The sequence below is a fragment of the Novosphingobium resinovorum genome (genome assembly GCF_027922145.1).
GTDB lineage: Bacteria > Pseudomonadota > Alphaproteobacteria > Sphingomonadales > Sphingomonadaceae > Novosphingobium > Novosphingobium resinovorum.
Map to the genome: position 1 here is coordinate 94,319 of NZ_BSFC01000025.1, position 21,424 is coordinate 115,742.

The 21,424-nt window shown below is 60.0% G+C and carries 17 protein-coding genes; 6 read left to right on the forward strand and 11 right to left on the reverse strand.

The genetic code is table 11. From position 1 onward, the window contains the following. Positions 1-83: 83 nt before the first annotated feature. The 11 genes from mobF to PKE80_RS17570 form a co-directional block, all read right to left on the reverse strand. On the reverse strand, positions 84-3,515 hold the full coding sequence (gene mobF, locus PKE80_RS17520) for a MobF family relaxase (RefSeq protein WP_271183589.1): 3,432 nt from the start codon (positions 3,513-3,515) through the stop codon (positions 84-86). A 2-nt stretch (positions 3,516-3,517) separates the two neighbouring features. Further along, positions 3,518-5,935 (reverse strand): type IV secretion system DNA-binding domain-containing protein, encoded by a 2,418-nt coding sequence (locus PKE80_RS17525; protein ID WP_271183590.1) that lies wholly within the window; start codon positions 5,933-5,935, stop codon positions 3,518-3,520. Next, a complete protein-coding gene (locus PKE80_RS17530) occupies positions 5,922-6,113 on the reverse strand; it encodes a hypothetical protein (RefSeq protein WP_271183591.1) in 192 nt (63 codons plus the stop codon). Before PKE80_RS17530 ends, PKE80_RS17525 begins: the two co-directional genes overlap by 14 nt. 811 nt (positions 6,114-6,924) lie before the next feature. After that, positions 6,925-7,899: a P-type DNA transfer ATPase VirB11 gene (gene virB11, locus PKE80_RS17535; RefSeq protein WP_309298995.1), complete on the reverse strand. Its 975-nt coding sequence runs from the start codon at positions 7,897-7,899 to the stop codon at positions 6,925-6,927. A gap of 1 nt (position 7,900) precedes the next feature. Then, positions 7,901-8,923, reverse strand: coding sequence for a TraB/TrbI/VirB10 family type IV secretion system protein (locus tag PKE80_RS17540; protein ID WP_271183592.1), 1,023 nt, complete (start codon positions 8,921-8,923; stop codon positions 7,901-7,903). Between the two features lie 67 nt (positions 8,924-8,990). Continuing rightward, the gene (locus tag PKE80_RS17545) at positions 8,991-9,683 is read right to left on the reverse strand and encodes a TrbG/VirB9 family P-type conjugative transfer protein (RefSeq protein WP_271183593.1); all 693 of its coding nucleotides are present in this window, start codon (positions 9,681-9,683) and stop codon (positions 8,991-8,993) included. Beyond that, positions 9,680-10,453: a VirB8 family type IV secretion system protein gene (locus PKE80_RS17550; protein ID WP_271183594.1), complete on the reverse strand. Its 774-nt coding sequence runs from the start codon at positions 10,451-10,453 to the stop codon at positions 9,680-9,682. The genes PKE80_RS17545 and PKE80_RS17550 overlap by 4 nt, the downstream gene beginning before the upstream one ends. Further along, positions 10,453-11,613 carry a TrbL/VirB6 family protein gene (locus PKE80_RS17555; RefSeq protein WP_271183595.1) on the reverse strand — a complete coding sequence of 387 codons (1,161 nt, stop codon included), beginning with the start codon at positions 11,611-11,613 and terminating at the stop codon, positions 10,453-10,455. The genes PKE80_RS17550 and PKE80_RS17555 overlap by 1 nt, the downstream gene beginning before the upstream one ends. Continuing rightward, complete coding sequence (locus tag PKE80_RS17560; RefSeq protein ID WP_271183596.1) at positions 11,613-13,985, reverse strand: VirB4 family type IV secretion/conjugal transfer ATPase; 2,373 nt, start codon at positions 13,983-13,985, stop codon at positions 11,613-11,615. Before PKE80_RS17560 ends, PKE80_RS17555 begins: the two co-directional genes overlap by 1 nt. After that, the gene (locus PKE80_RS17565) at positions 13,964-14,251 is read right to left on the reverse strand and encodes a VirB3 family type IV secretion system protein (RefSeq protein WP_271183597.1); all 288 of its coding nucleotides are present in this window, start codon (positions 14,249-14,251) and stop codon (positions 13,964-13,966) included. The genes PKE80_RS17560 and PKE80_RS17565 overlap by 22 nt, the downstream gene beginning before the upstream one ends. A gap of 6 nt (positions 14,252-14,257) precedes the next feature. Then, entirely contained in the window at positions 14,258-14,548 is a 291-nt protein-coding gene (locus PKE80_RS17570; protein ID WP_271183598.1) for a TrbC/VirB2 family type IV secretion system protein, read from the reverse strand. Positions 14,549-14,693: 145 nt separating this feature from the next. On the opposite strand from PKE80_RS17570, the gene PKE80_RS17575 reads away from it, so the two are divergent. From PKE80_RS17575 to PKE80_RS17600, 6 genes are all read left to right on the forward strand, one after another. Then, positions 14,694-15,056: a TrbC/VirB2 family protein gene (locus tag PKE80_RS17575; protein ID WP_271183599.1), complete on the forward strand. Its 363-nt coding sequence runs from the start codon at positions 14,694-14,696 to the stop codon at positions 15,054-15,056. A 490-nt stretch (positions 15,057-15,546) separates the two neighbouring features. Next, positions 15,547-17,175: a hypothetical protein gene (locus tag PKE80_RS17580; RefSeq protein ID WP_271183600.1), complete on the forward strand. Its 1,629-nt coding sequence runs from the start codon at positions 15,547-15,549 to the stop codon at positions 17,173-17,175. A gap of 13 nt (positions 17,176-17,188) precedes the next feature. Next, positions 17,189-17,422 carry a hypothetical protein gene (locus PKE80_RS17585; RefSeq protein WP_271183601.1) on the forward strand — a complete coding sequence of 78 codons (234 nt, stop codon included), beginning with the start codon at positions 17,189-17,191 and terminating at the stop codon, positions 17,420-17,422. A gap of 51 nt (positions 17,423-17,473) precedes the next feature. After that, positions 17,474-20,209, forward strand: coding sequence for an RHS repeat-associated core domain-containing protein (locus PKE80_RS17590; RefSeq protein WP_271183602.1), 2,736 nt, complete (start codon positions 17,474-17,476; stop codon positions 20,207-20,209). Further along, a complete protein-coding gene (locus PKE80_RS17595; RefSeq protein WP_271183603.1) occupies positions 20,206-20,619 on the forward strand; it encodes a hypothetical protein in 414 nt (137 codons plus the stop codon). Before PKE80_RS17590 ends, PKE80_RS17595 begins: the two co-directional genes overlap by 4 nt. Before the next feature lie 345 nt (positions 20,620-20,964). Next, positions 20,965-21,424, forward strand: a 460-nt coding sequence (locus PKE80_RS17600; protein WP_271183604.1) for a transposase, incomplete at its 3' end; no start/stop codon positions are given.

Sequence of the window (21,424 nt, forward strand, 5' to 3'; positions counted from 1 at the left end):
AGCGTTGCCGCAAAACGCATTATTCTACATAACCTAATTGTCTTCCCGAGAGTGGGCTTTGCCGCTGGGCGTTGGGGCGGCGGTCATAGATCGAGTCCCAGGTTCTTTTCCGGCAGGCCCGGAATTTGGCCGTCATCACGGCCAGGCATCGGCGGAATGCCGGTGAGGTCATCAATGGTGGTGTCGACGATGCCGAGCCCATCCCCCTCGAGGTGATTCAGCAGTGCTTGCCGGAGCGGATCGGCGTCTTCCTTGTTCTGCGCGGGGGCAGGGGGTTCATCAGCGCCGGGATCGTAGATCTGATCGGCACTGGCATCGAAGGTGGAATAGTCAGTTTCCGATGGTCCCATCGGGGGCAGGTCATCCAGATTCATTGAATCGGGGCCGGACATGCCGTTTTGGCTCGTCTCGACTTCGCTGCGCCCTGCGGCCGCGTTCTCGTTGCCATTGACGCCAGTTCCAGCGCCGCCGTCTTGTGCATCGGCCGCGGGCATGGGCGGCAGGTCGCCCAGATCGGGCATGGCATCGCTGCCAGGGCCGTTTGGCAGGCCACCGGCTGCTTTCTCGCCCTCGAGCGCATCGAATGCGGCGGTAAGTGCAGCGTCAGCCGCTACCTGCTTGGCATCACCACCATCGATGTCGAGTTGGCCGGTACTTTCAAGTGCGGAGGTCTTGTCACCGGGATTGGAGTTCAGGCGCCATTCCAGCTTCTCTCGATCGTCAACGATCATGGTGAGGCCGTCGCGCACGCGGGTGACGAGGACATTGAAAAGACGCTGGTTCGACAGGTTGTGCTCGTAGGAGAGCATGACGCCGATGCCCTTGTCGGCGGTAACACCCTGCGCCATGTGCATGTTGAGGGCATAGGCGAGGTCGATGCGGCTCAGCATGGGATCGCCACGCTCAAGTGTGACCTGTTCCTTGTTTGCCGTCTCGAAGGTGACGCTGCCGCCCTCGATCGCGACAATTCTGGCGAGTGCTGAGTTGTCGAGGCCGCGTTCCTTGTCGGTGGCAGTCCAGCGGATTGTGTCGCCTTCGTGGATCTTCAGGGTCTGGAGTGTGGTCAGCTCGAGACGGTCGCGACGTATGGCGGGATCGATGCGCTGAGGATCGAAGCGAATGGCGCGCCCGTTGGGCCCGGTGATCTGGACCTTGCCGTTGTCGAAGATGCGACTGACCTGGTACTGGCCGCGCCCGAGACCAACCTCGCGCACCTGGCCGGTGACGGTGAGCGTCTGACCCACGGTGTAATGATGGGCATAGCGCAGCTGCTCGCGCTCCTTGCTGATCCGGTCATGCACGGTGACATAGAGCCCGTCGCCCTTCAGCGTCCCCTCGCGCAGAAGCCCTTCCTGGATCGCGGAGTTGATCTCGGCGCGGGTTTCGCGGCCCGAGGCGAAGACCGCGGTGGTTGCCCGGTCCTCTGCAGGCAGTGCCAGCCAGGTCTCGGCCGCTTGCGATGCGGGCTCGGAATGCTCGGTGACGTTCTCGCCAAGAACCTTGAGCGCGGCGCCGGCCCTGCCGTTGTTGGCGAGGGCGGCAACGGTGAGAAGCTGCTTGTTCTCGGGGTTGATGCGCACGTTCTGCTCCATGCGCTCCATGGTGATGCCGCCCGCCTGCACCATCGCGAAGGACTTGCCCCAATCGATCGAGGAGAGCTGCTGGCGGTCCCCGACGAAGGCCACGGTCTCGATGCCGAGTGCCTCGGAGATGCGCATGAGCTTGAGCATATCCTCGCTCGAGACCATCGAGGTTTCGTCGACGACGACGATCGTGCCGGCCAGTTCATCGCGCCGTGCCTGCGCACCCGGACTACCGGGATCGCTGAGGTACTTCTCGTTCTGCCAGACGAAAGACGCAATCGTCTGTGCCGAGACCCCGGCCTTCTCCATGTCCTCGGCGGATAGGTGTTTGGGCACCATGCCTTCGCGCATGTCGCCGACCATCTTGTTCTGGAAGGCGAGGCCGAGCACCTGTTTGCCTTCCGCGCGCGCGAGGGTGGCGACGGCCTGCAACATGGTGGACTTACCGGCGCCGGCGACGCCCTGAACGACGACATAGCGATCCCCGCTCGAGACGATCATGGTGGCGGCCGCGAGCTGCCCCTGATTCAGTTCCCGGGGCGAAGCGGCCTCCTGGAGGCGGGACGGGGCACTGGCAGCATCAACGATCGATGTGCCCTTGCCCTTGCCTGCATCAACGTGATCAAGAATCGATTGCTCGATCTTCAACGCCTCGGGCGTGGTCACAGCATCGACCAAACTGCCCTTGTGTCGGATCTGACCGGATACGAGGTCGCCATTCTTGATGAGCCGATCGATCCGAGCTTCGACGTTGTCGATAGTCACGCCCTTGAGGCCAAGATCGAGAGCCGTCTTGGAAACCTGATGGACCTGAAACGCGGCTTCACGCTGGCTGAGAATGCGAACGGCCGAGGCGACGGCGAGCTGGGCACGGGCATCGCCAGGCGAGCGGGCCAGACGCGCAATTCCGGCATCAACCAGTGGTTCAGGGGATCGCAGAAGGCCGGAGACAAATTCGCGCGCGGTGCTCACCACCTCGAGCATGGCCTGGTAGCTACGGACAGCGAGGTTTTCCGGTTGATCGCGAGAGGCGCGCAAAGCGGCGGCGAGGACGTCCTTACCGTCGAAGCCGAGAGTTTCTGCTCGATCGACCCACCCTTTGACCATGCTTTCCCGGTCTTCGACGTTCAGCTTGGGGTTGCGCGTGTTAACGGTGACGCTGTCGCGGCCTTTGGGGGACACGATCCCGAGCTGCTCGGACTTCAATAGGATCTCTTCGCGGCGGGTGCTGAATGCGTCGATCACCTTCTTGGGCACATCAACAATCTCGAAAGTTCCGTGCTTGCCGTCGAGGCGAACCTTATAGCCCAATTCCTCCACCCTACCGCGAAAGTAGGAATGCTGGACCGAGCCGATGACGATGTTGTTAGACCAGATTTTGTCGGCGTGGAGCGCCTGCCATTTGCCGTCTGGCATGCGTGTCATGTTGGCGACGATCGAATGGTAATGGAGTTGGGGATCGAGCGCCCGGCTCGTGTCGTGCTGGAACATGGCATACACCAGGTTTCCAGTCGCAACGGCGGTGGTCTTGCCGTCAACCGTCTTGCGACCTTCGGCGAGGTTCCGTTCGACCCAGGCCATGGTATCCTTGACGGATAACGCGAACGCTTCCACGAGCCGCTTGTCACCGGCAATGTAGGCCATGATCGACACAGATTTTGGCGCCGAGAAGGTCAGGTCGTACCCCGGTCTACGGTTCTCCTTCGCCTCAATCTGTTCGCCATTGGGCGTCTCACCCAAAAGAACCTTCTCGAACGCTTCGCGGGTGACAGCGGAGCCATCGGCGATCGCGCTGCCGGCAAGGCCTTCACCACCCCATTGACTTACCTCTCCTGCCTGTTCGTTGGTGTAGTAATCTCCGGCAACGAAATCGTCGTTGGTAAAATATTTGGCGGCACCACCAGCGGAACGAACTGCTGCGATGGAGTGCATCGTCAGTCCCCCATCCCGATGCCGGAATCACCAAGATCGGGATGATTGTGGTGATGGCTCTGGGATGCATCGGTGCCAACGCCTGCGTCCCGAGCTTCGCGCACGCCAAGATCCTCATCCAAGGGGTTGCTCGAAGCGCGAGAAATCTCAACGTCCCTGTGTGATGATCGCGAGGCGACCTCCTGGTCATCGCGACTGGAAACCGCGTTGTTGGAACGAATGCCTGAGCGCTCTGGTGTGTCGAGACCGCTATGGTCGACTGCATCGCCCTTGGCCGCATCGCCTCTGGTGGTTGCGGAATGGCTTGCTCCAGGGTCCATGCGATCAAGGGCTTCACGCGCATTGGGATCGCGTCCCTCCTGTGCTTCGCGATCCTGTTCCGAGGGTTGCGAAAGGATGTTGGCGGCAAGCGCGATCGGCGCATCTCGCGCCGCCATTTCCTCGTCGCTAAGCGCGATATTTTCACCACGCCCACCGTCATCACCACCCTTCGGCCTACCCCCACCTCCGCGAACCTTGCCGTCTGGATCGTCCGGCTTGGTCTGAGGTCGCCGGATGAATCCTTCTGCAACCTGCGGGTATTGTTGCCACTGCAGACGGACGCGCGCAGCAGGGAAACCGTCAGGGAATTTCACGAAGCCGTGCATTGAAGGCAGGTTCATGATGTCGTCGGGAATGACGAGCGGTTCGATCTGCTTGCGAGGCGTCAGCGTCGATGCGTCGCGGGTGGAATTGTAGCCGTAGGAATAGCCCTCATCCATCTGGCGGATTTCGCGATTGCCGATGTAGCGGGCGCACTGTTCGGCCGTGTCGAGATCGGCTGCGGCGAGCATCAGCTTGGTACGCGCGAGCGAGGACAGGTTGCGGGCGTTTTCTTCGCCATAGACCTGCACCAGCTTGTCGAAGGAGTGGAGGCCAAGGATCATGGCGCCGCCAAAGTTTCGGGCAGTCTGGAGGCCGTCCTCGATAGCCGGCAGGCGGTGCAATGCACCCAGCTCGTCGAACATGAACCATGTCCGCAGTGAGCGAGTCTTTTTCATGGTCATGAGCGAGTGGATGGCAAGGTTCGACCACAAGGTCAGGAGCGCCTTGTTCATCTCGAGGTCGGTATAGGTGCAAGTGATGAAAAGGATCGATCCGGGGGCCTTGTCGGCTGTGATCCACTGCTTGATCGAGTAGGGCTTACCCTCGTCGGGAAGGAAGCGTAACGCCTGCGCATTGGTGTTGAAAACCGCACGGATCGATTCCGCCATGCGGGCCGCTTCCGGTGCGGTCAGAGGGTCGGCAATCGTCTTCTGCAGGTGCCTGTGGACCTGCTTGAGGTCGGCGGTCATCAAGTTGTCTGCGAGTGCCTGGTTGGAGGTCTCTCCCCTCTCGATCAGCTTCATGCACATTTCGATGAAGAGGGTACGCGCTGCGAGGGCCCAGAACGGTTCCGACGAGCCACCATCGGAGGGTATTAGCGCGGCGGCGGCGGCCGTGAACTCACTGTAGGTTTGGCAATCATTGAAGATCGACCACGCCGGGCAGCGCACGTCCATGGGATTGAGGATCGTATCTCTCTCGGGGTCGTAGAACGCCTCGACGTAAGCGCCGGTAAGATCGAACACGACGGCATTGTCTTCGCGCTCACGCATCTGTTCCAGATGCTTGCGAAGGACAGTAGTCTTGCCGGTGCCGGTGGTGCCCAGCAGCATGGTGTGGGATTGCTCGAGCCGATGCGGGTAGGGGGTGCCGGCGATGTGGTAAGGATGGTGTATTCCAGCTGCCTTGCGAGCCACGAAGGGGAGGGCGAGCACCTCCTTTGCTGACAGGTCCGGGAAGAGGTCTTTGGCTTCTTCGACGAATTTGGTCTGGTTGTGCTGGCTGATCTCCTTGTAAAGAAGATCTCGGTCGACCAGCATGGCGCCGCGCTCGTGCCGTTCTTCCATGATCGAATGGCCCCGACGCTTCGAGAAATCGACGTACCAGATGGATGCCGGGATGGTCGCGAAGGAGGCGATAAGAGCCGAGCCTATTATGCCGCGCATGGCCTTATGCCAGGCGAGAGCCACCTCGGGGACATAGGGGACGTATCCCATGTATGTGTGCCGCACGGTATGGTCGGGAAGCTGCAGGTTAGCCTGCTTCATGGGATCGAGGGCACACCAGTCCCACAGCCACGACAGCACGCGCATGCATATGAGCTGAAAGTTGTTTTCGTCGAGCGTGAACGAGAGGATCGTGAAGTAGGAGAGGGCGAAGATTCCGAGCCACATGAGGAAGGGCATTTTCGCGCCCTGCAGCCACATGATGACCTGGGTGTTGAGCAGCTGACTCCCGCGCACGAAATTGCCGTTGTTGCGGGGCGTGTCACCGCGCGCGGAGTGGTGCTTCAAGGGGACGGGTCTACCGTCATTTCGGATGTCACCGCGAGCCATGATAGCGCTCCATGCGGCGGTTCACCTCGTCCATGACGACCTGACGGTGATCGGGATGATCTTCACGTATAAGCGTATCGACTGCAGCCTGGGTGTATTCGGCGAGCCGCGCTAGGCGAAGGTGGCTGTCGGAGACAGCTTTGATGCCGTCCAGGTGCTGCTTGATCAGATCGCGCAAGACATCTGAAATGGCGCATTTACGCCCAGCGGCCAATCGTTTGAGTTGGCCATACTGGTCAGGGTCGAAGCGAACGCTTCGCTGAATAGAGACTTTAGTCAATCCAACCTCCTAGCAGGGAGGCTGGTGGGCATTACGTAAAGCGAAATTTGGCTAGTAGATGTGGGCTATATCGTCAAGTCCCATTGAGTATTGACAGAAAAACTCAATGAGTGTCGAAAACTCATTGAGTGTCGCGTTAGCCATTATTATTATTCCATAAAATAGTAAAACCTCATTGAGTGGCGGCGTGAGTGTCGCTGAGTGTTACATTTTAATTTTATCTAACACATTGTAATAGAACAATAATCCTGCAACACCGTTGCGTAGGGTGTGCTGTCAAGAGACAGCATTTTCGTCTCTCGAAGGACCGAGCAGATCGGCTTCATCCCGGCCCGGATTATCCTTTCCAACGAGGCATTTGCGCGCGTCTGACCTCGCGCAAAAGAGCTCCGGCGGAGACGTTGCCGCTGTCGTTCGTTCCCGATTTGGACCGAATTGGGGACCAAATAGCCATCACGATGGGCGCTACTGTAAAAGCCAAAACGACGGGCGGCGCGACGCCTCATTTCGCGATGTCGTGAGGTCTGCGGCAGGCAATAGATGCTGAGCACAATCCGTTCCTGAACTTGACATTCGCGACGCCTCGCAACAGCCGCTTTTGTGAGTCCGTTCCGGCCAAAAGTTTCCGCATTATGCATGGCGTGGAGATGGTACCTGGGGCCGGCGTCGGCCACCTTCCGGGCCCGTCCGATACGGTACGGAAGGGGGATCATTTCGGCTGCCAGATTCGGTCAACACTGCGAGCCCCATCCGCGCGCTTGAGCTGAATAATCAGATCCAAAGAACGGGTCACATAACGCACCACATCGTCCCATTGCATGTTGGCCCCGGCCTGCAGGACGAGCAGCGCCAGTTGGTCAATCGCTCGCTCAGGCGTATCGGCGTGAATGGTGCTCATCGATCCGGGATGCCCGGTATTGACGGCACGCAGGAACGTCAGTGCTTCACGCCCCCGCATTTCGCCGAGGATGATACGATCGGGCCGCATGCGCAGCGACGCGACGAGCAGGTCTTCCGCGCTTACTTCGGCTTCACCCAGCACACCGCGCGCGGCGAGAAGACCCACGGCATTCTCGTGGCTCATCTGCAGCTCCGCGGTATCCTCAATCAGGATCAGCCGCTCGCTTTGCGGCACTTCGCGCAGCAGGGCATTGAGGAAGGTCGTCTTGCCGGTCGATGTCCCTCCGGAGATCAGGATATTGCGCCGCGCCAGAACGGCATCGCGCAGTGTTTCCATCATGCTTGCGCGGCCTTCGCCGGTTTCCATCTGGCCGTGGCCTGAAGCGGTTGTGACACCGTGCTCTGCACGCGCGAAAGCCCCGCTGTCGTGGTAGTCCTGCAGGCCGAGCCCTGCCGAGACATGCCGCCGAATGGCAAGCGCGATCTCGCCTCGTGTGGCGGGCGGCAATACGATCTGGATACGCGAGCCATCGGGCAATGAACCGGAGAGCAAGGGATGCTCACGGCTGATGCCTTGTGCATTGAGCGCCGCCACCTGCCGCGCCAGGCGGGCAAGTACCTTGCTGGTCAGTGCAGGCGCCTCGACGCGCTCGGGATTGCCACCCAGCACCTCGACCCAGACCTCGCCGGGACCATTGACGTAAATGTCGGTGACATCCGCGCGCGACAGGAACGGCGCCAGTGGCTCCAGATAGCTGCCCAGATAGACATCGCGCTGCAACACGTCAGCGCTCGACCGAAGTGAAGTCCAGGTCGCGCGCCACGAACACCGAGACGCTCGCCCCCTGCCGGATCTTGAGCGTCGGCTTGATGTCGGTTGGGTTCTGGATGGTGGCGGCCTGCGTCGTCGATCCGGGCAAGCCGACGATCACGGTGTTGCCATCGACCTCGCGCGTCGCGGCCCGCACCCCGACATCGAGCACCGATTGCAGAATCGCGCCGCTGAAGCGCTGGAAGAAATGGGTGTTCACCTTGCCCTTGAGACCCGCACGCCCGAGCGGATCGGCGGAGGGGGAATCGAGCTCGATGAGCGAACCGTCGGGGCGGGTGAGGCGCTGCCACTGGATCAGCGCGCGCTTCTGTCCCAGGCTCACATCAGCGGCATAATTGCCGAACAGGCGGCTGCCCTTGGGGATCAGTACGCGGGTGCCGTCGAAGCTCATCACATCACGCGAAACGATGGCGCGGGCAAAGCCGGCGCGCGTGGAATCAAGCGCAGTCTCCATAACCGCCTGGATAACGCTGCCTTGCGGGACCGTGGTACCCGGATTGACGAACGAGCGGGCCTGCACACGCCCATCGGCCGCCTTCACCCCGCCCTGATCAGGCGCGCCAGGCAAGGACTGCGCCGGGGCCTGATAGGCGATCCCCGGACCCTGCGGTGCCGCCAGCGGAGGGTATCCACCCGGCGCCATTTCCGGACGCCCTGCATCGTCCGCGCGCGGCGTGTAGGGACGAACGTCCGGCCGGTATGCCGATGGCGAAGGTGGCGCCATCGCAGGAGCTTGCGATACCGGCGCTTCGGTCGTGATCGCGACCGGCGCCGCATAAGCCGGGGCCGGCGGCACGATGAGGTCCGGCGGCGAAGCGATGACGCCGCCGGCGTCCCCCCCGCGCGGTGCAGTAAGCGACGGGTTCTGCAGGTCGGCACGGCGCATCTGCAGGGCGTAGAACAGGCCCCCGCCGACCGCGAGCAGGATGCCCGCAAAGATCCAGACGCTGCGATTGCCCGAAGGCCGTGCGATCATAGGCCGTGCATCGCCTGAAGATGGTGCCGGGATGCCTTCCGGTTGCGTGCTCCGATCGACCCTCGATTCAGCCATGGTCACCGCCCTTGCCAAGGCGGGTCGCGGTGGCGCTCTGCTTGTCGATCCGGAAAATCAGCGTCTCGTACACGCGGTCGATGGTGTAGATGCCGCCGCGCATGTATCCGTCGACCATCTGCTCGTCGCCCGTCGGCCCCAGCGCGAAGGTCGCCGGCATTGCCTGGTCCCCCGGCCACTCGATATACGTCTTCGCGCCATCGTCGCTGATAGCCGCAGGACGCAGCGCCTTGCTGCCAGAGATCCGGTAGGTGAAACGATCTCCGGGATCCACCGAGGCAAGCGGGAGCGGCATTGGCCGGTAGGTCTGGTCCTGCTCGATGAGCCGCACCACCGCCGGGGCGGCAGATGCCGAGCCGGTCACCAGCTCGAACTCATAGGAACGAAGGCTTGTCCGCACGTTCAGCACCCCGAATGCCGAGGGGCTTGCGGCGCGCAGCGCAAGGCTATCCCCCGTCCCGGCGACGGTGACAAAGAAGGCGGTAGGATCGCTGAGGATCACCGACGTGATCCGCTCGCCCTGCCGGAACAGCAGCGACTGCGTCACGTCCGAAGCGGTACGCAGTTGCAGATAGCCCGAGGACGTCACCGGCATCGTGACGATGCGCGTATCGGATGCATCGAGCCCTTGCGCATGCGCTGTGCCAGCCTGTAGCGCCAAGGCAGCGAGTATCGCCCGCCTCATGGCGCGGAGCCTGCGGTGGCACCGGACCGCGCTTGAGCCGCAACGGGCGGCGAAGGTTGTGGAGCAGACGCGGACGGCTGGACCTGCGGCACCACCATCTCGGCGTTGCGCCGGTAACGGGTGACCTGGAAGCCCAGCGGATTTTGCAGGCGATCGGCCTCGCTCATGCGCGCGGTAGAGAAGCGGTACTTGATGACGGCGGCCCAGGTCTGTTCCTGCTGGCGCTGCCCACCGGGATCGGTGCGCCAGGTGACAAAGCGCACCAGCGCGGTATCGGCATTGAGTGAGGAGATGCTGCGCACCTCGGTCTCGACCAGTGCCTGCCGGGGCAGCGATGCGAGCGGGCTGGCCGGGTTGGTCGCCTGCATCGCGGCGAGATAGCGTTCCCGGGCTTCTTCGGCCGACCAGATCGCGACCTTGCGATAGTCATCCTTCAGCGAATTGATGTCGAAGCTTTCGCGGGCGATGACGTACTGGGCGAGGAAAGAGCGCACGAGGGCGTCGTCGGGCGTGACGTTCTGCTGACCCAGCGGCTTCAGGGCCTGGACATTGCCGGTCTGGCGATCGACGAGCAGCGTATAGGGAACGACCGTCTTGAGCGGCAGCAGTGCTATCAGCGCAATCGCCTCGAGCACGGCTACCGTGGTCGCCGCACCCGCGACGATCCAGGCGATCCGGCGCGAGGCTGAAAGGCCGCGCTGGCGATCGGCCGCCCAGGAACCGGCTTGCTCGTAATACTGCTTGAGATTGTCGTCGCTCATGTCGTTCATCACTGTCCGTCCCGGCGGCGTGTCGCGCCCGAGGATCGCGGGGAAGGTCGCCGCCAGGTGCTGCCCAGCGCGTCCTCGCGGTGTTGCGGTCCGGTCTGGGCCGCCAGCGCCGTAGGCGCGGCACCTGCCCGATCCGACCAGCGCCCTTCAGTGCGGGCGATATCCGCGATCCGCTCCTCGCGGCGCAGGCTCTCGGTGACCGATCCGGCAACAAGAACGGCGCGCGAGGGTTCGTCGTGCCCGTGGCGGACCGACAAGGCCTGTTGGCCTGGCACCGGCTCAGCCCGCTCCTCGGGCGAACGCAGCATCATCGGCATCTGGAACTGGCCGTGGAAGGCAAGCCTCGCCACGAGGAACAGGGCTGCCAGCGCAACGACGGCGAAGCTCAGCGTCACCACCAGCACTTCAACCGGAGCATCGAGCGTCTGCAGGTCGCCCGTGCGGCGCTGCAGGGCGTCCTGCAGCCAGGGTTCGATCAGTGCGAGTTCGACCCCATAGACGATGGCGAGCATGATCGAGCCGAGGAAGGCCATGACCAGTCCCCGTGCCCAGCCCTCGAAGATGGGACGGGTAATCCCGAACAAGAGCAGCCCCGCCATCAGTGGCGCCAAGGCCAACAGGAAGCCGGCGGTAAGCCGCACCAGTGCGAGAGGCACCAGCGTGCCGACCAGGAAGGCGCTGCGTGCAAAGCCCAGCTGAAACCAGTCGCCCTGCGCCACGCCAAGTCGGCCACTGCCAAAGACGTTGAACGCGGCAAGGCCCTTATCGACATTTTGGAGCCGCTCAGCGAGGTCGCCGCCACTTCCCGGCAGACCTGCTGCCCCGCCGATGGCCTGCGCGATCTGCCCCGGCCCATGGATGATGAGATCGTAGCCGACGATGCGCCATGCCGGCCAGCTGGTGGCCAGCGTCAGGACGATGCCCAGCTTTAGCACGTCGCCCACGACGTCGCGCGTGCCCATCGGATAGCCCAGCAACAGGCGGATACCGAAAAGGGCGATGAAGATGGTCAGCAGGCTGGTGAGCGCCAGCAACACCGGAGATCCGGTGCTCGCTAGCGCGGCAAAGCCATAGCTGCCGATCGTCTGCGCCTGGCAATCGACATGCGCCAGCGCATTGGCGAGAAACTCCTGACCGGTCTGGACGATGGGGCAAGCCATCACGCGCGCGCCAGCAAGGGGGCCATCCAGCCCTCGGGAGCGATGCCGGTCTCGCTGACAAGCTCATCGAAGATGCGGACCGTCGCCTCGCGCCCGGAGAGGATCGTGAGGATGTCCTTTTCGCCCGAGAGGTTGAGCCGCGCGACCACGCTGTCCTGCCCATGCTTGATGAGGAAGCAATGCGAGGAATCGGGGAGGCTGCGCACCAGTTCGTATTCATGCGGCGTCAGGCCGAAGCCGTCGATGTAGTCCTCCGCCCGTGCCTTGGGGTTGACCATGAAGATCTGCGTTGCCGCCTGCTCGATGATGGCGCTGGCGATCCGGCTCTCCAGCGCATCCTGCGCGCTTTGCGTGGCAAAGCCCACGATGCCGTTGCGCTTGCGGATGGTCTTCTCCCAGTCCTTGATCCGCCGCACGAACACATCGTCATCGAGCGCCTTCCAGCCCTCATCGACGACGATGATCGCAGGCGTACCGTCGAGGCGCTCTTCCACCCGGTGGAAGAAGTAGAGCAGAGCGGGCGTGCGCGCTGCCGGATCGTCGAGGATCGCGGTCATGTCGAAACCGACCGTTGCGGCTGAGAGGTCCGTCAGGTCCTCTTCGTTGTCGAAGAGCCAGGCCCGCTCGCCTTCGCCCCACCAAGGGCGCATACGCGAATAGAGGTCGCCGGCACGCGGGCGGGCAGCCCCGCGAAACAGTTCGACCAGATGGCGCAGTCGACGTCGGGAACGGATCTGACCGAAGTTGGCATCGATCGCGTCGGTGACGATCTCGGCCTCATCGGCATCGAGGCCGCCTGCCAGCAAGCCCAGCCATTCCATCAGGAACTGGCGGTTGGCAGGCGTGTCCCCGATCTGCAGGGGATTGAGCCCGGATGCGCTGCCCGGGCGCAAGCGGTCGTACTGCCCGCCGATCGCGCGGATGAAGAGTTCGGCTCCGCGATCCTTGTCGAAGAAGACGATACGCGGCGCGAACTTGCGGGCCTGCGCCAGCAGGAAGTTCAGCACGACGGTCTTGCCCGAGCCCGATGGGCCGATCACCGTGAAGTTGCCGAGATCATGGTGATGGAAGTTGAAGAAGTACGGGCCTGCCGCCGTGGTCTCCAGCAGCGTCACCGCTTCGCCCCAGTGATTGCCACGGGCCCGGCCGACCGGGAAATTGTGCAGGCTGGCAAGCCCCGCGAAGTTGCGGCTCGATACCAGCGCGCGGCGACCAATGTACTTGAAGTTGGCAGGGAACTGGGCCCAGAACGCCGGCTCGAGTGCGATATCCTCACGTACCCCGACGATGCCGAGGTCAGCAAGCACCGCCGTCACTTCGGCGACCTCGGCATTCAGGAGTTCAAGGCTCTCGGCATGAACGGCGATGCTGGCGTGATGCTCGCCGAACGATGCGCGGCCAGCGGCGACATTATCCTTGGCGCGCGATAGCTCGTCGCGCAGCGAAAGCGCCTCGTCCTCGGCCGAACGCATGCGTCGCAGCGCGAGGTTCATCCGGTTAAGAGCAGGTCCGCGCTCGACGAAGGCGAAGGACTGGCTGACCGTCATCTCGAAAGGCATGCGGTAGAGTTCGTCGAACATGCCGGGCAGCGTCTGGGCCGGGTAGTCCTTGATCGAGATGAGCGCACCGAAGCGGCGCGGCAGATGTCCGGCAGCGCCGAGCTCGAAAGCGTCCTGCCCGAAGCTGACACGGCGAAACGGGAGATGCTGACCGAGATCGCCGTGGGGCAGGCCCATCGGGCGCATATCGCCATTGTAGAGGTAGGACAGAAACTCCAACGGCTCGGAGCGGTAGCCGAGTTCCGAGTTGTAGACGGTAAGTACGCGCGGATCGTAGCTGCCCAGTGCCGCCACCAATGCCTCGGTCGCGGCATCGAGCGCGCGCTTCTCGGCGCCGAAGGCGGCATCGCGATCCGCGCCCGAGCGCGATACCCATCCGCGCAGGCGATCGACCCAGCCCAGGCGGCCTTGCATCGGGCGGCGCACGATCGTCAGGAACAGTTCGTTGACGTACATCTGGCGCGATGCCAGGCGCTCACGCCAGCGGGCATCGAGTTGCTGGGTGAAGGCGTCAGGATAGCGGGCTTCGAGCGAGGCTTCGGCCTTGCGGCGCACAACATGGTGATAAACCGCGAACTGTGAGTTGCCGATAGCCCGGAGCATCGCATCGCGCAGGTCCGCGCGGTAGTTGAGTTCGTCGGTATCCGCCGTCTCGAACAGGAGGCCGCCGAGGCGCACGGTCTGCATCAGCAGGCCATCGCGGGTCTCGAGCGTGACATCATCGACATGGCGAGCATAGGGCAGGTGATCGCCCGCCCTATGCTCGCGCTCCACCACCCTGGGGTCGCTGGTCAGGGGCGGTAGGAGTTGCATTGCCACAAGGCATGATTCTTGACGCGCGGGCAGCGGCTGACGCGCACGATCCACAGATCGAGGAAGCGTGGCTCGCGCAGCGACAGAACCGCGCCGATCGCATGGACGAGCAGCGCCAGCGGCAGCACCCAGAACGACTTGAAGATCAGGAACAGCTCGGCCGAGACGATGCCGTTCGCCACGAACCAGGTGTAAGTCACGCCTGCGAACATTTGCGGCCGCGTCAGAGCGGTAAAGACGGTCGTGCGCTGGAGCTGCGACGCCATATGGAGCTACAGGCTGGTCGCGGCGGAGCGGATGCCGGCGACGATCGAGGCGGCGCCGAAAAGGATGAAGCAGCCGAGGATCACCACGGCGCCGTGGCGCCAGTTGAGCCGGCCGGTCAGCATCATGAAGCCGACGGCGGCGATGGCGATGACCGCCACCGTCGTTGCGACCGTGCCGAGCAGCGTGCCCTGGAGCCAGTTCACCGCACCGACGATAACACCCGAGCCTTCGGGGTCGCCGTAGCTCTGGGCATACGCCGGTGAGGACACCATCGCCAACCCCAGAAAACGAAACATAACTGAACGCAAAAGAGCCCCCCGGCTGCAAGCCCTATAAGGACAGCACACTTGCATAGGTTCGCAATGAAAGCCAACCTAGATTGTCATCAGCCGCATCGACAAATACGGATATTCAAGCAGCATTCTCATGATAGATTGAGCCATGTTTGACAACATCGGACAGCGTTCAGAAATAGCAGGTGGCGCGCTTGTGGGCGCCATCGGATGGATTGCCGAGATCATGACTGGGCCGCTTGCGACCATTGTCGCTACGCTTGCAGTCGCCACGCTCGGGCTCGCATTGCTACAGGGTCGGCTATCAATGAGGCACGGTGCCCAAGTGATCCTCGGGTGTTTTATTCTGTTCGGCGCGCCCTTTATCGCCATGGAGTTAGTGCGTGTCGCGCCGCACGGGATTCGCGCACAAGCCGTGTTCAGCGCATCCAATCAGCAAATGCCAGACATCCCCGCTGTGCCTCAACCGAACCCAGATCCCTACGCAGGGGCCTCGGTGCCGATGCAGTGAGGCGTTAATCGTGGACCTGTCGCCGCGTGCTTTCGCGCCACAGGGCCTACAAACTCCGGCTGGATAATCATCAGCCTTGCACACTCAGCAATAGCGACAGTTGCAGGAATAAAATCGTACTTGAGGCTGTGGTTCTACCGTGCAAGAAGCGAATAAAGCGTGTTTCGGGGGTGGCATGAACGCGAGAGCTCGTCTGTACGGAAGTGTAGCGTCCAAGGGAGCATTTTGGGGGTTGCTTCGGGGCACCAGGGGGCTTTCGTACCTCGGCGTCACGGCAATCATTTCATGCCCATCCGCATACGCTCAGCAGGCTACCACCGAAAGTGCGGTAGGGTCGAATTCAACCGATCTGGATCAAGACGGCGGGATAACGACGAATGCCGTCGGCGGTGGCGGGGATGATGGAGGTGATTCGGGCGGTGGGACAACCACACCTACGGTCGCCGCTGACATCGTGCCGCCCCCTGTCTATACGACAACCCCTACCGGAGTGAGCCTGGCGGATGGATCTTTCTTATATTCAAACATCGATCTCTCGATGGGCGGGTTGGAGCTCCAAAGGTTCCATAGAACTGGGCTTACTCAGCCCAATGACCCCATGTTCGGAAAAAACTTCTCCAGCAACTTCGATATATATGCTGAAGCAAAGTTAAACAGCAACGGCACAGTATATTATATTAATTTCCACATTGGCAACTCTTCATTCGGCCGGTATTCTCGCGCCGCAACTTCATCGGCCGTCAGTCCGACCAGCATGAGTGCGGAAGCAGGTAGCGCAACGTGGAATGGTAGTCAGTATACTTTCACCAATACCGCAGGCGATGTTTACACCTTCAGCTCCACAGTCACTGGAAGTGTTGCGACACAAAAAAAGATTCAACAGATCGATTTTGTAGATGGCCGCAGACAGACATTTTCTTATGATTCGACGGGCTTTCTCAAACTCGTTGACGACACATCAGGATTCGCGATCGTTTTCGATAAAGTAAATACCAACGATGTTTCGAACGCCTGCATTTTCAACCGATCGGCAACTTACGTAAGTGCTGCATCTACCTGCACCGGCGCGGCAATGAAAGTGTCCTACGCGTACGCGACATCACCTGCAGGCCTTGCTAGTTTTACCGATGTCATGGGTAATGCGACCACTTATGAAAATGCAAACGCTGGAATAACTTGCATAAAGCCGCCAGGTTACGCGAGTTGCAAGATGTCTTTTACCTATTCTGGCGACAGGGTTCTCAACCAAACTCTGCTGGATGGAGGAACATGGTCAACGACCGGGATGAACAGCGCGTTTGTCAAAAACGATGAATTCTATATCGACGGTACGCCGAACGAGGCAGGATCGACTGACCCAGCAGGAAACCAAACTTCGGCCGTGTTCGTAAAGACGTCCTTGAGCGGCTATAGTGATCCGCTTGGCCGTGGTTCGACATACGTTTACGTGGGCAATAGACCGTATCTGCAGGTCAACAATGGTTTGCCCGATCATGGTGCGTATCTGAAATCAGCGACCTATCCTGGCAACAGTGGTCAATACCTTGCAGAATACCTTGGACCCTACAACGCAATCAGTAAGGAAACTCGCGTTGCTAAATCCGGAAGTGGCCTACCCGACTTAGTCAAACTGTACGGTTATCCATCCTCCGGGACAATAGCTCAGCGAACGAAGCCAATTTCGATAACGGACGCAAAGGGCTTCCAGACTAATTATACCTACGCAAGTTTCGGAGGCATTTTGTCAGAAATGCCGCCCGCTGCCGTATCCGGCGCTGCTCGCCCGTTGAAATTGACAACGTGGACACAGCGCTATGCTTCCGTAAAAAATAGCGCGGGTTCTCTTGTCCAGGCCGCAACACCCATTTGGGTGAAAGCTACAGAAACACAGTGCCAGACTGTCGCTGGAACATCGCCCGCCGCATCCTGTGATGCGACTGCAACGCAGACGGTTACGACCTATGAGTACGGGACCACTGGGACTAACGAAGCCCTGCTCGTCAAAGGCATTGCTGTGTCATCCGGCGGCGTCACGCTTCGAACCTGCTACCGCTATGACCAATATGCTCGCAAGATCAGCGAGACCAAGCCCAATGCCAACCTTGCAACGTGTCCGTAAGGAGGATGCCATCATGAAGATCAAGTTATTGATGGCTATGTTCGCGGCGTTCATCGCTGTCCCTGCCGCTGCGGCTGAGACAATCACCTATACCTACGACGCATTGGGGCGCCTGGTGAAAGCGCAATCGGCGGGTACCGTGAACAGCAATCAGACTCACTCCTCGTGTTACGACAAGGCGGGCAACCGGATCAGATATGTTTCCAGTTCTGCTGGTACGCCTGCGGCCTGCGTGACGCAGGGGTAATTGACTACACCATCTCCAACCAGGTTTGAGGCGTCGGGGGGACGGCCTGTTATGATCTATTCGCGTTTATATTATGCAACGATGGCTGGGTTGATCGGAGCCGTTGTACCGACTCATGCGGGCGCACAAAGCGCTGCATCGGCTTACACTTCAGCGACGCGGTACGATCTCATGGGAAGAGTAACGGGAGTAATCGCCCCGAATCCTGACGGCACCGGAGCCTTGGCCTACGCCGCTACCCGCAACACCTACGACGCTGCCGGACGGCTTGTTAAGATCGAGACCGGCGAGCTCTCCTCTTGGCAGTCCGAAAGCATTGCCCCTTCGAGTTGGGGCAATGCTTTCACGGTTCTATCCAGCGTTGAGACATCCTTCGACGCTCAAGATCGTAGAACGAAGGAAACTACGAAGGGTTCGGATGGCGGGATCGTATCGGTCACGCAGTATTCGTACGACATCGTCGGGCGGCTTGAATGCACGGCGCTGAGGATGAATCCGGCCGTTTATGCAAATTTGCCAACTAGTGCCTGCACCCTTGGGACGATTGGGACATATGGCCCGGATCGCATCGCCAAGAATGTCTATGATGCGGCCGGGCAGTTGGTCCAGGTCTGGAAGGGCATTGGCACATCTCTGGCTCTCGTCGATGCGACCTATACCTATACGGCTACCGGCAAACGGCAGACAATCGTCGACGCCAACGGTAACAAGGCTGAACTGCGTTACGATGGCTATGATCGCCTGAGCCGTTGGGTGTTCCCTTCCACGACACGCCCCACGGCATACAATGCCAGTACTCCCGCGAATGCGGCCGCCACCGCCGGGGCGCTCAACGAGAACGACTATGAAGAGTACGGTTACGATGCCAACGGCAACCGTACCGCACTGCGCAAGCGTGATAGCTCGACGTTGACATACGCATATGATGCGCTCAACCGCGTGACTATTAAAACAGTGCCCGAACGAAGCGGACTTGGCACAACCCATACGCGGGACGTATATTACGGCTACGACGTTCGTGGCTTACCAATCTATGTCCGCTTTGACAGCGCCACCGGACAGGGTTTAACAAATGTTTATGACGGCTTGGGGAGGCTCACCTCCGAAACCGTCAATCTTGATGGCCAAAGCCGGCAGTTATCTTATCTTTATGACAAAGATGGCAACCGCACGCGCATTACCTGGCCCGATAATGCATACGTTACGATGTCCTTTGATGGTCTTGATCGCCAGAACAGTTTGTCTGATGCGAGCTCAGGGGTGTTGGCAAACTGGGTATATAATACGCGGGGGCTGCTGGCGTCCGGCAACCGAAGCAACTCAGCATATGATCAGGTTTTGGGCTACGACAACGCCGGTAGGCTCTCATCTCTGGGGGTCACAGATGGTGTAGCGGCTTCTCGGGTTGCGTGGAGTTACACCCGAAATCCGGCCAGCCAAATCGCCAGCGAAACCCGCGACAACGACGCTTACGCCTGGACAGGGCATGCCAATGTCGATCGTACCTATACGACGAATGGCTTGAACCAGTATACCTCTGCTGGTCCTGCCACCTTCTGTTACGATGCCAATGGCAACCTTACCGCCGACGGTTCGAGCGTTTATCTCTATGATGTCGAAAACAGGCTCGTGGAGAAGCGAGCACAGTCGAATACCGCTTGCGCGTCGCTTAGCTACACGGGCGCTTTGCAGGCCTCGCTGCGCTATGATCCGCTGGGGCGTCTTTATGAGGTGAACGGTGCCGCCATCACACGCTTCCTGTACGATGGAAGCGCGCTGGTAGGCGAATACAGCAGCTCCGGCAGCCTGCTTCGTCGTTATGCTCATGGGAACGATGTTAGCGAGGACGATCCTGTGGTGTGGTTCGAGGGCAGTTCGGCGCTGCTTGCGAATGGTCGCTATGTCTATGGCGATCCGCGTGGCTCTATCGTCCTCGTTGGGGATGCGAGCGGGAACGTCATCGCTATCAACTCCTATGACGAATATGGCATTCCAGCCAGCACTAACCTAGGTCGGTTTCAATACACCGGGCAAACATGGCTCGCCGAGCTTGGAATGTACTACTATAAGGCACGTATTTATTCCCCAACCCTAGGGCGGTTTATGCAAATCGATCCCATAGGCTTCGGAGATCAGGTTAATTTGTACACTTATGTCGGCAATGATCCGGTGAATTCTATTGATCCCACCGGGATGTATACCTGTGAGGGAAATTGTAGCGCGGTTAACGCTTATCGATCACGACTTCAATCTGCCGCGCGCACGCCCATGACCGGTTCCTTACGAGGCGACGCCGCAGCAAGTAGAGCTCTTCGAGTATTGGGCAAGGCGGGTGTGGATAACGGCGTTCATATCTCGACTGGCGATTTAGGTGGAACGGAGATGGGAACCGCATCAGCCGGAAGCAACTTTCTAGGTATCAGTGACGGGAGCCACGATATAAAGTTAGATACGAAAGCTATAGAGTTAAACGCAAAGAAAAATGGCGTCGATGTCAATAGTTTCGGGGCAGGTATACTTGGTCATGAAGCCAGTCACGTTGATATTTCAAAACGCTTTCCGAATATGAATATATTTAACAATGAGATAGTCGCGTACCGCGCACAATGGTATATTGGGAAATCTCTGGGAATTGACTTCCCTCGCATGGCCAACGTCAACTCCCCGGATTCTTGGGTGAATTCTCATGCTCTAGCGTCATGCGCATCGACTGCAGACAAAGCGACCTGCTATCGTCAATTCGATCGATTTTTGAGCAATGGAATCGAATGGGGGGGGCAAAAATGACTTACTCTAAGAAGGCTTACCCCTATATAATATTGACATTAATCATTATTGTTGCCGTAGTCTCGTCTTTAAGTTTTTGGGATAATAAGGACCGTTGCTCAAAAAGCCTATCCGGTATTGAGAAGGGATTGAGCGAATTTGGTGCAACATTTTATACGCCAAATCCGGAAGACAAGAGCATTACCCCGTTAGTATATATTGAAAGCTGCAAGAAGCCGATAAACCTTCTTATAGCCGATGACAGTAAAGACTTAATTTTAAATGTTTTAAAAAATTCCCCGCCCGACCGCCACGGCGGCACTCAATTCAAAGCCGTCGTTACGGTATACGCTGTTAATAGCCATCACCAACCTTACTTATTTTTAATTAGATGGTCGCGTCCACAACAAAAGAACATACCGCAACGGTGATCGTCATACCTGTCGAAAGTGACCGGAATTGCCCCTTAGATTTTCGGATCAGATGCTCACGTCCCGCATTCATCGGCGCAAACCAATGGGCAAGCCGATGTCGAAGACAATCGCGCGGGCCAATGCTGCCAAATCATCAATCCGTGTGCATATTTAGTCGTCTGTGAAAAGCGCTGAAGCCCGCAGGGAGGCGTGGGTTTTGGTGGATATGAAGTAATCGAATTTGCAAGGTTTTGGGGAAATCGGGCGAAAAGCTTGCGATTACGCGCGCCTGTGCACGTAGGGGCTTTCCTCGCAAGTCGGGTCGTGATTCACTGAGTTGGACGACACGAAGAGGTTTTGCCGATGCCTCCCAAGAAGCCCGCGCCGCGCAGTGACGAGTTGTTCCGCAGTCAGCTCGACAACATGGTCGACATGGAACACGCGCTAGTGAAATTGGCGGGGCTGATCGACTGGTCACGGTTCGATGCGGCCTATGGACGGTTCTACCATGAGAAAGGCCGCCCTGGGCTGTCGACGCGGCTAATGGCAGGCCTGCACCTGCTCAAGCACATGGAGGGCCTGTCGGACGAAGCCGTCTGCGCCCACTGGGTCGAGAACCCGTACCACCAATTCTTTTGCGGCGAGCAGTACTTCCGCCACAAGCTGCCACTGGATCGTTCGTCGATGACGCGCTGGCGGAACCGGATCGGGGCCGACAAGCTGGAACTTCTGCTCGCCGAGACGCTGCGCGTGGCGATGGAAACCAGGGCAATGCCGCCGCAGGCCTGCGAGCGGGTGACGGTGGACACGACTGTACAGACCA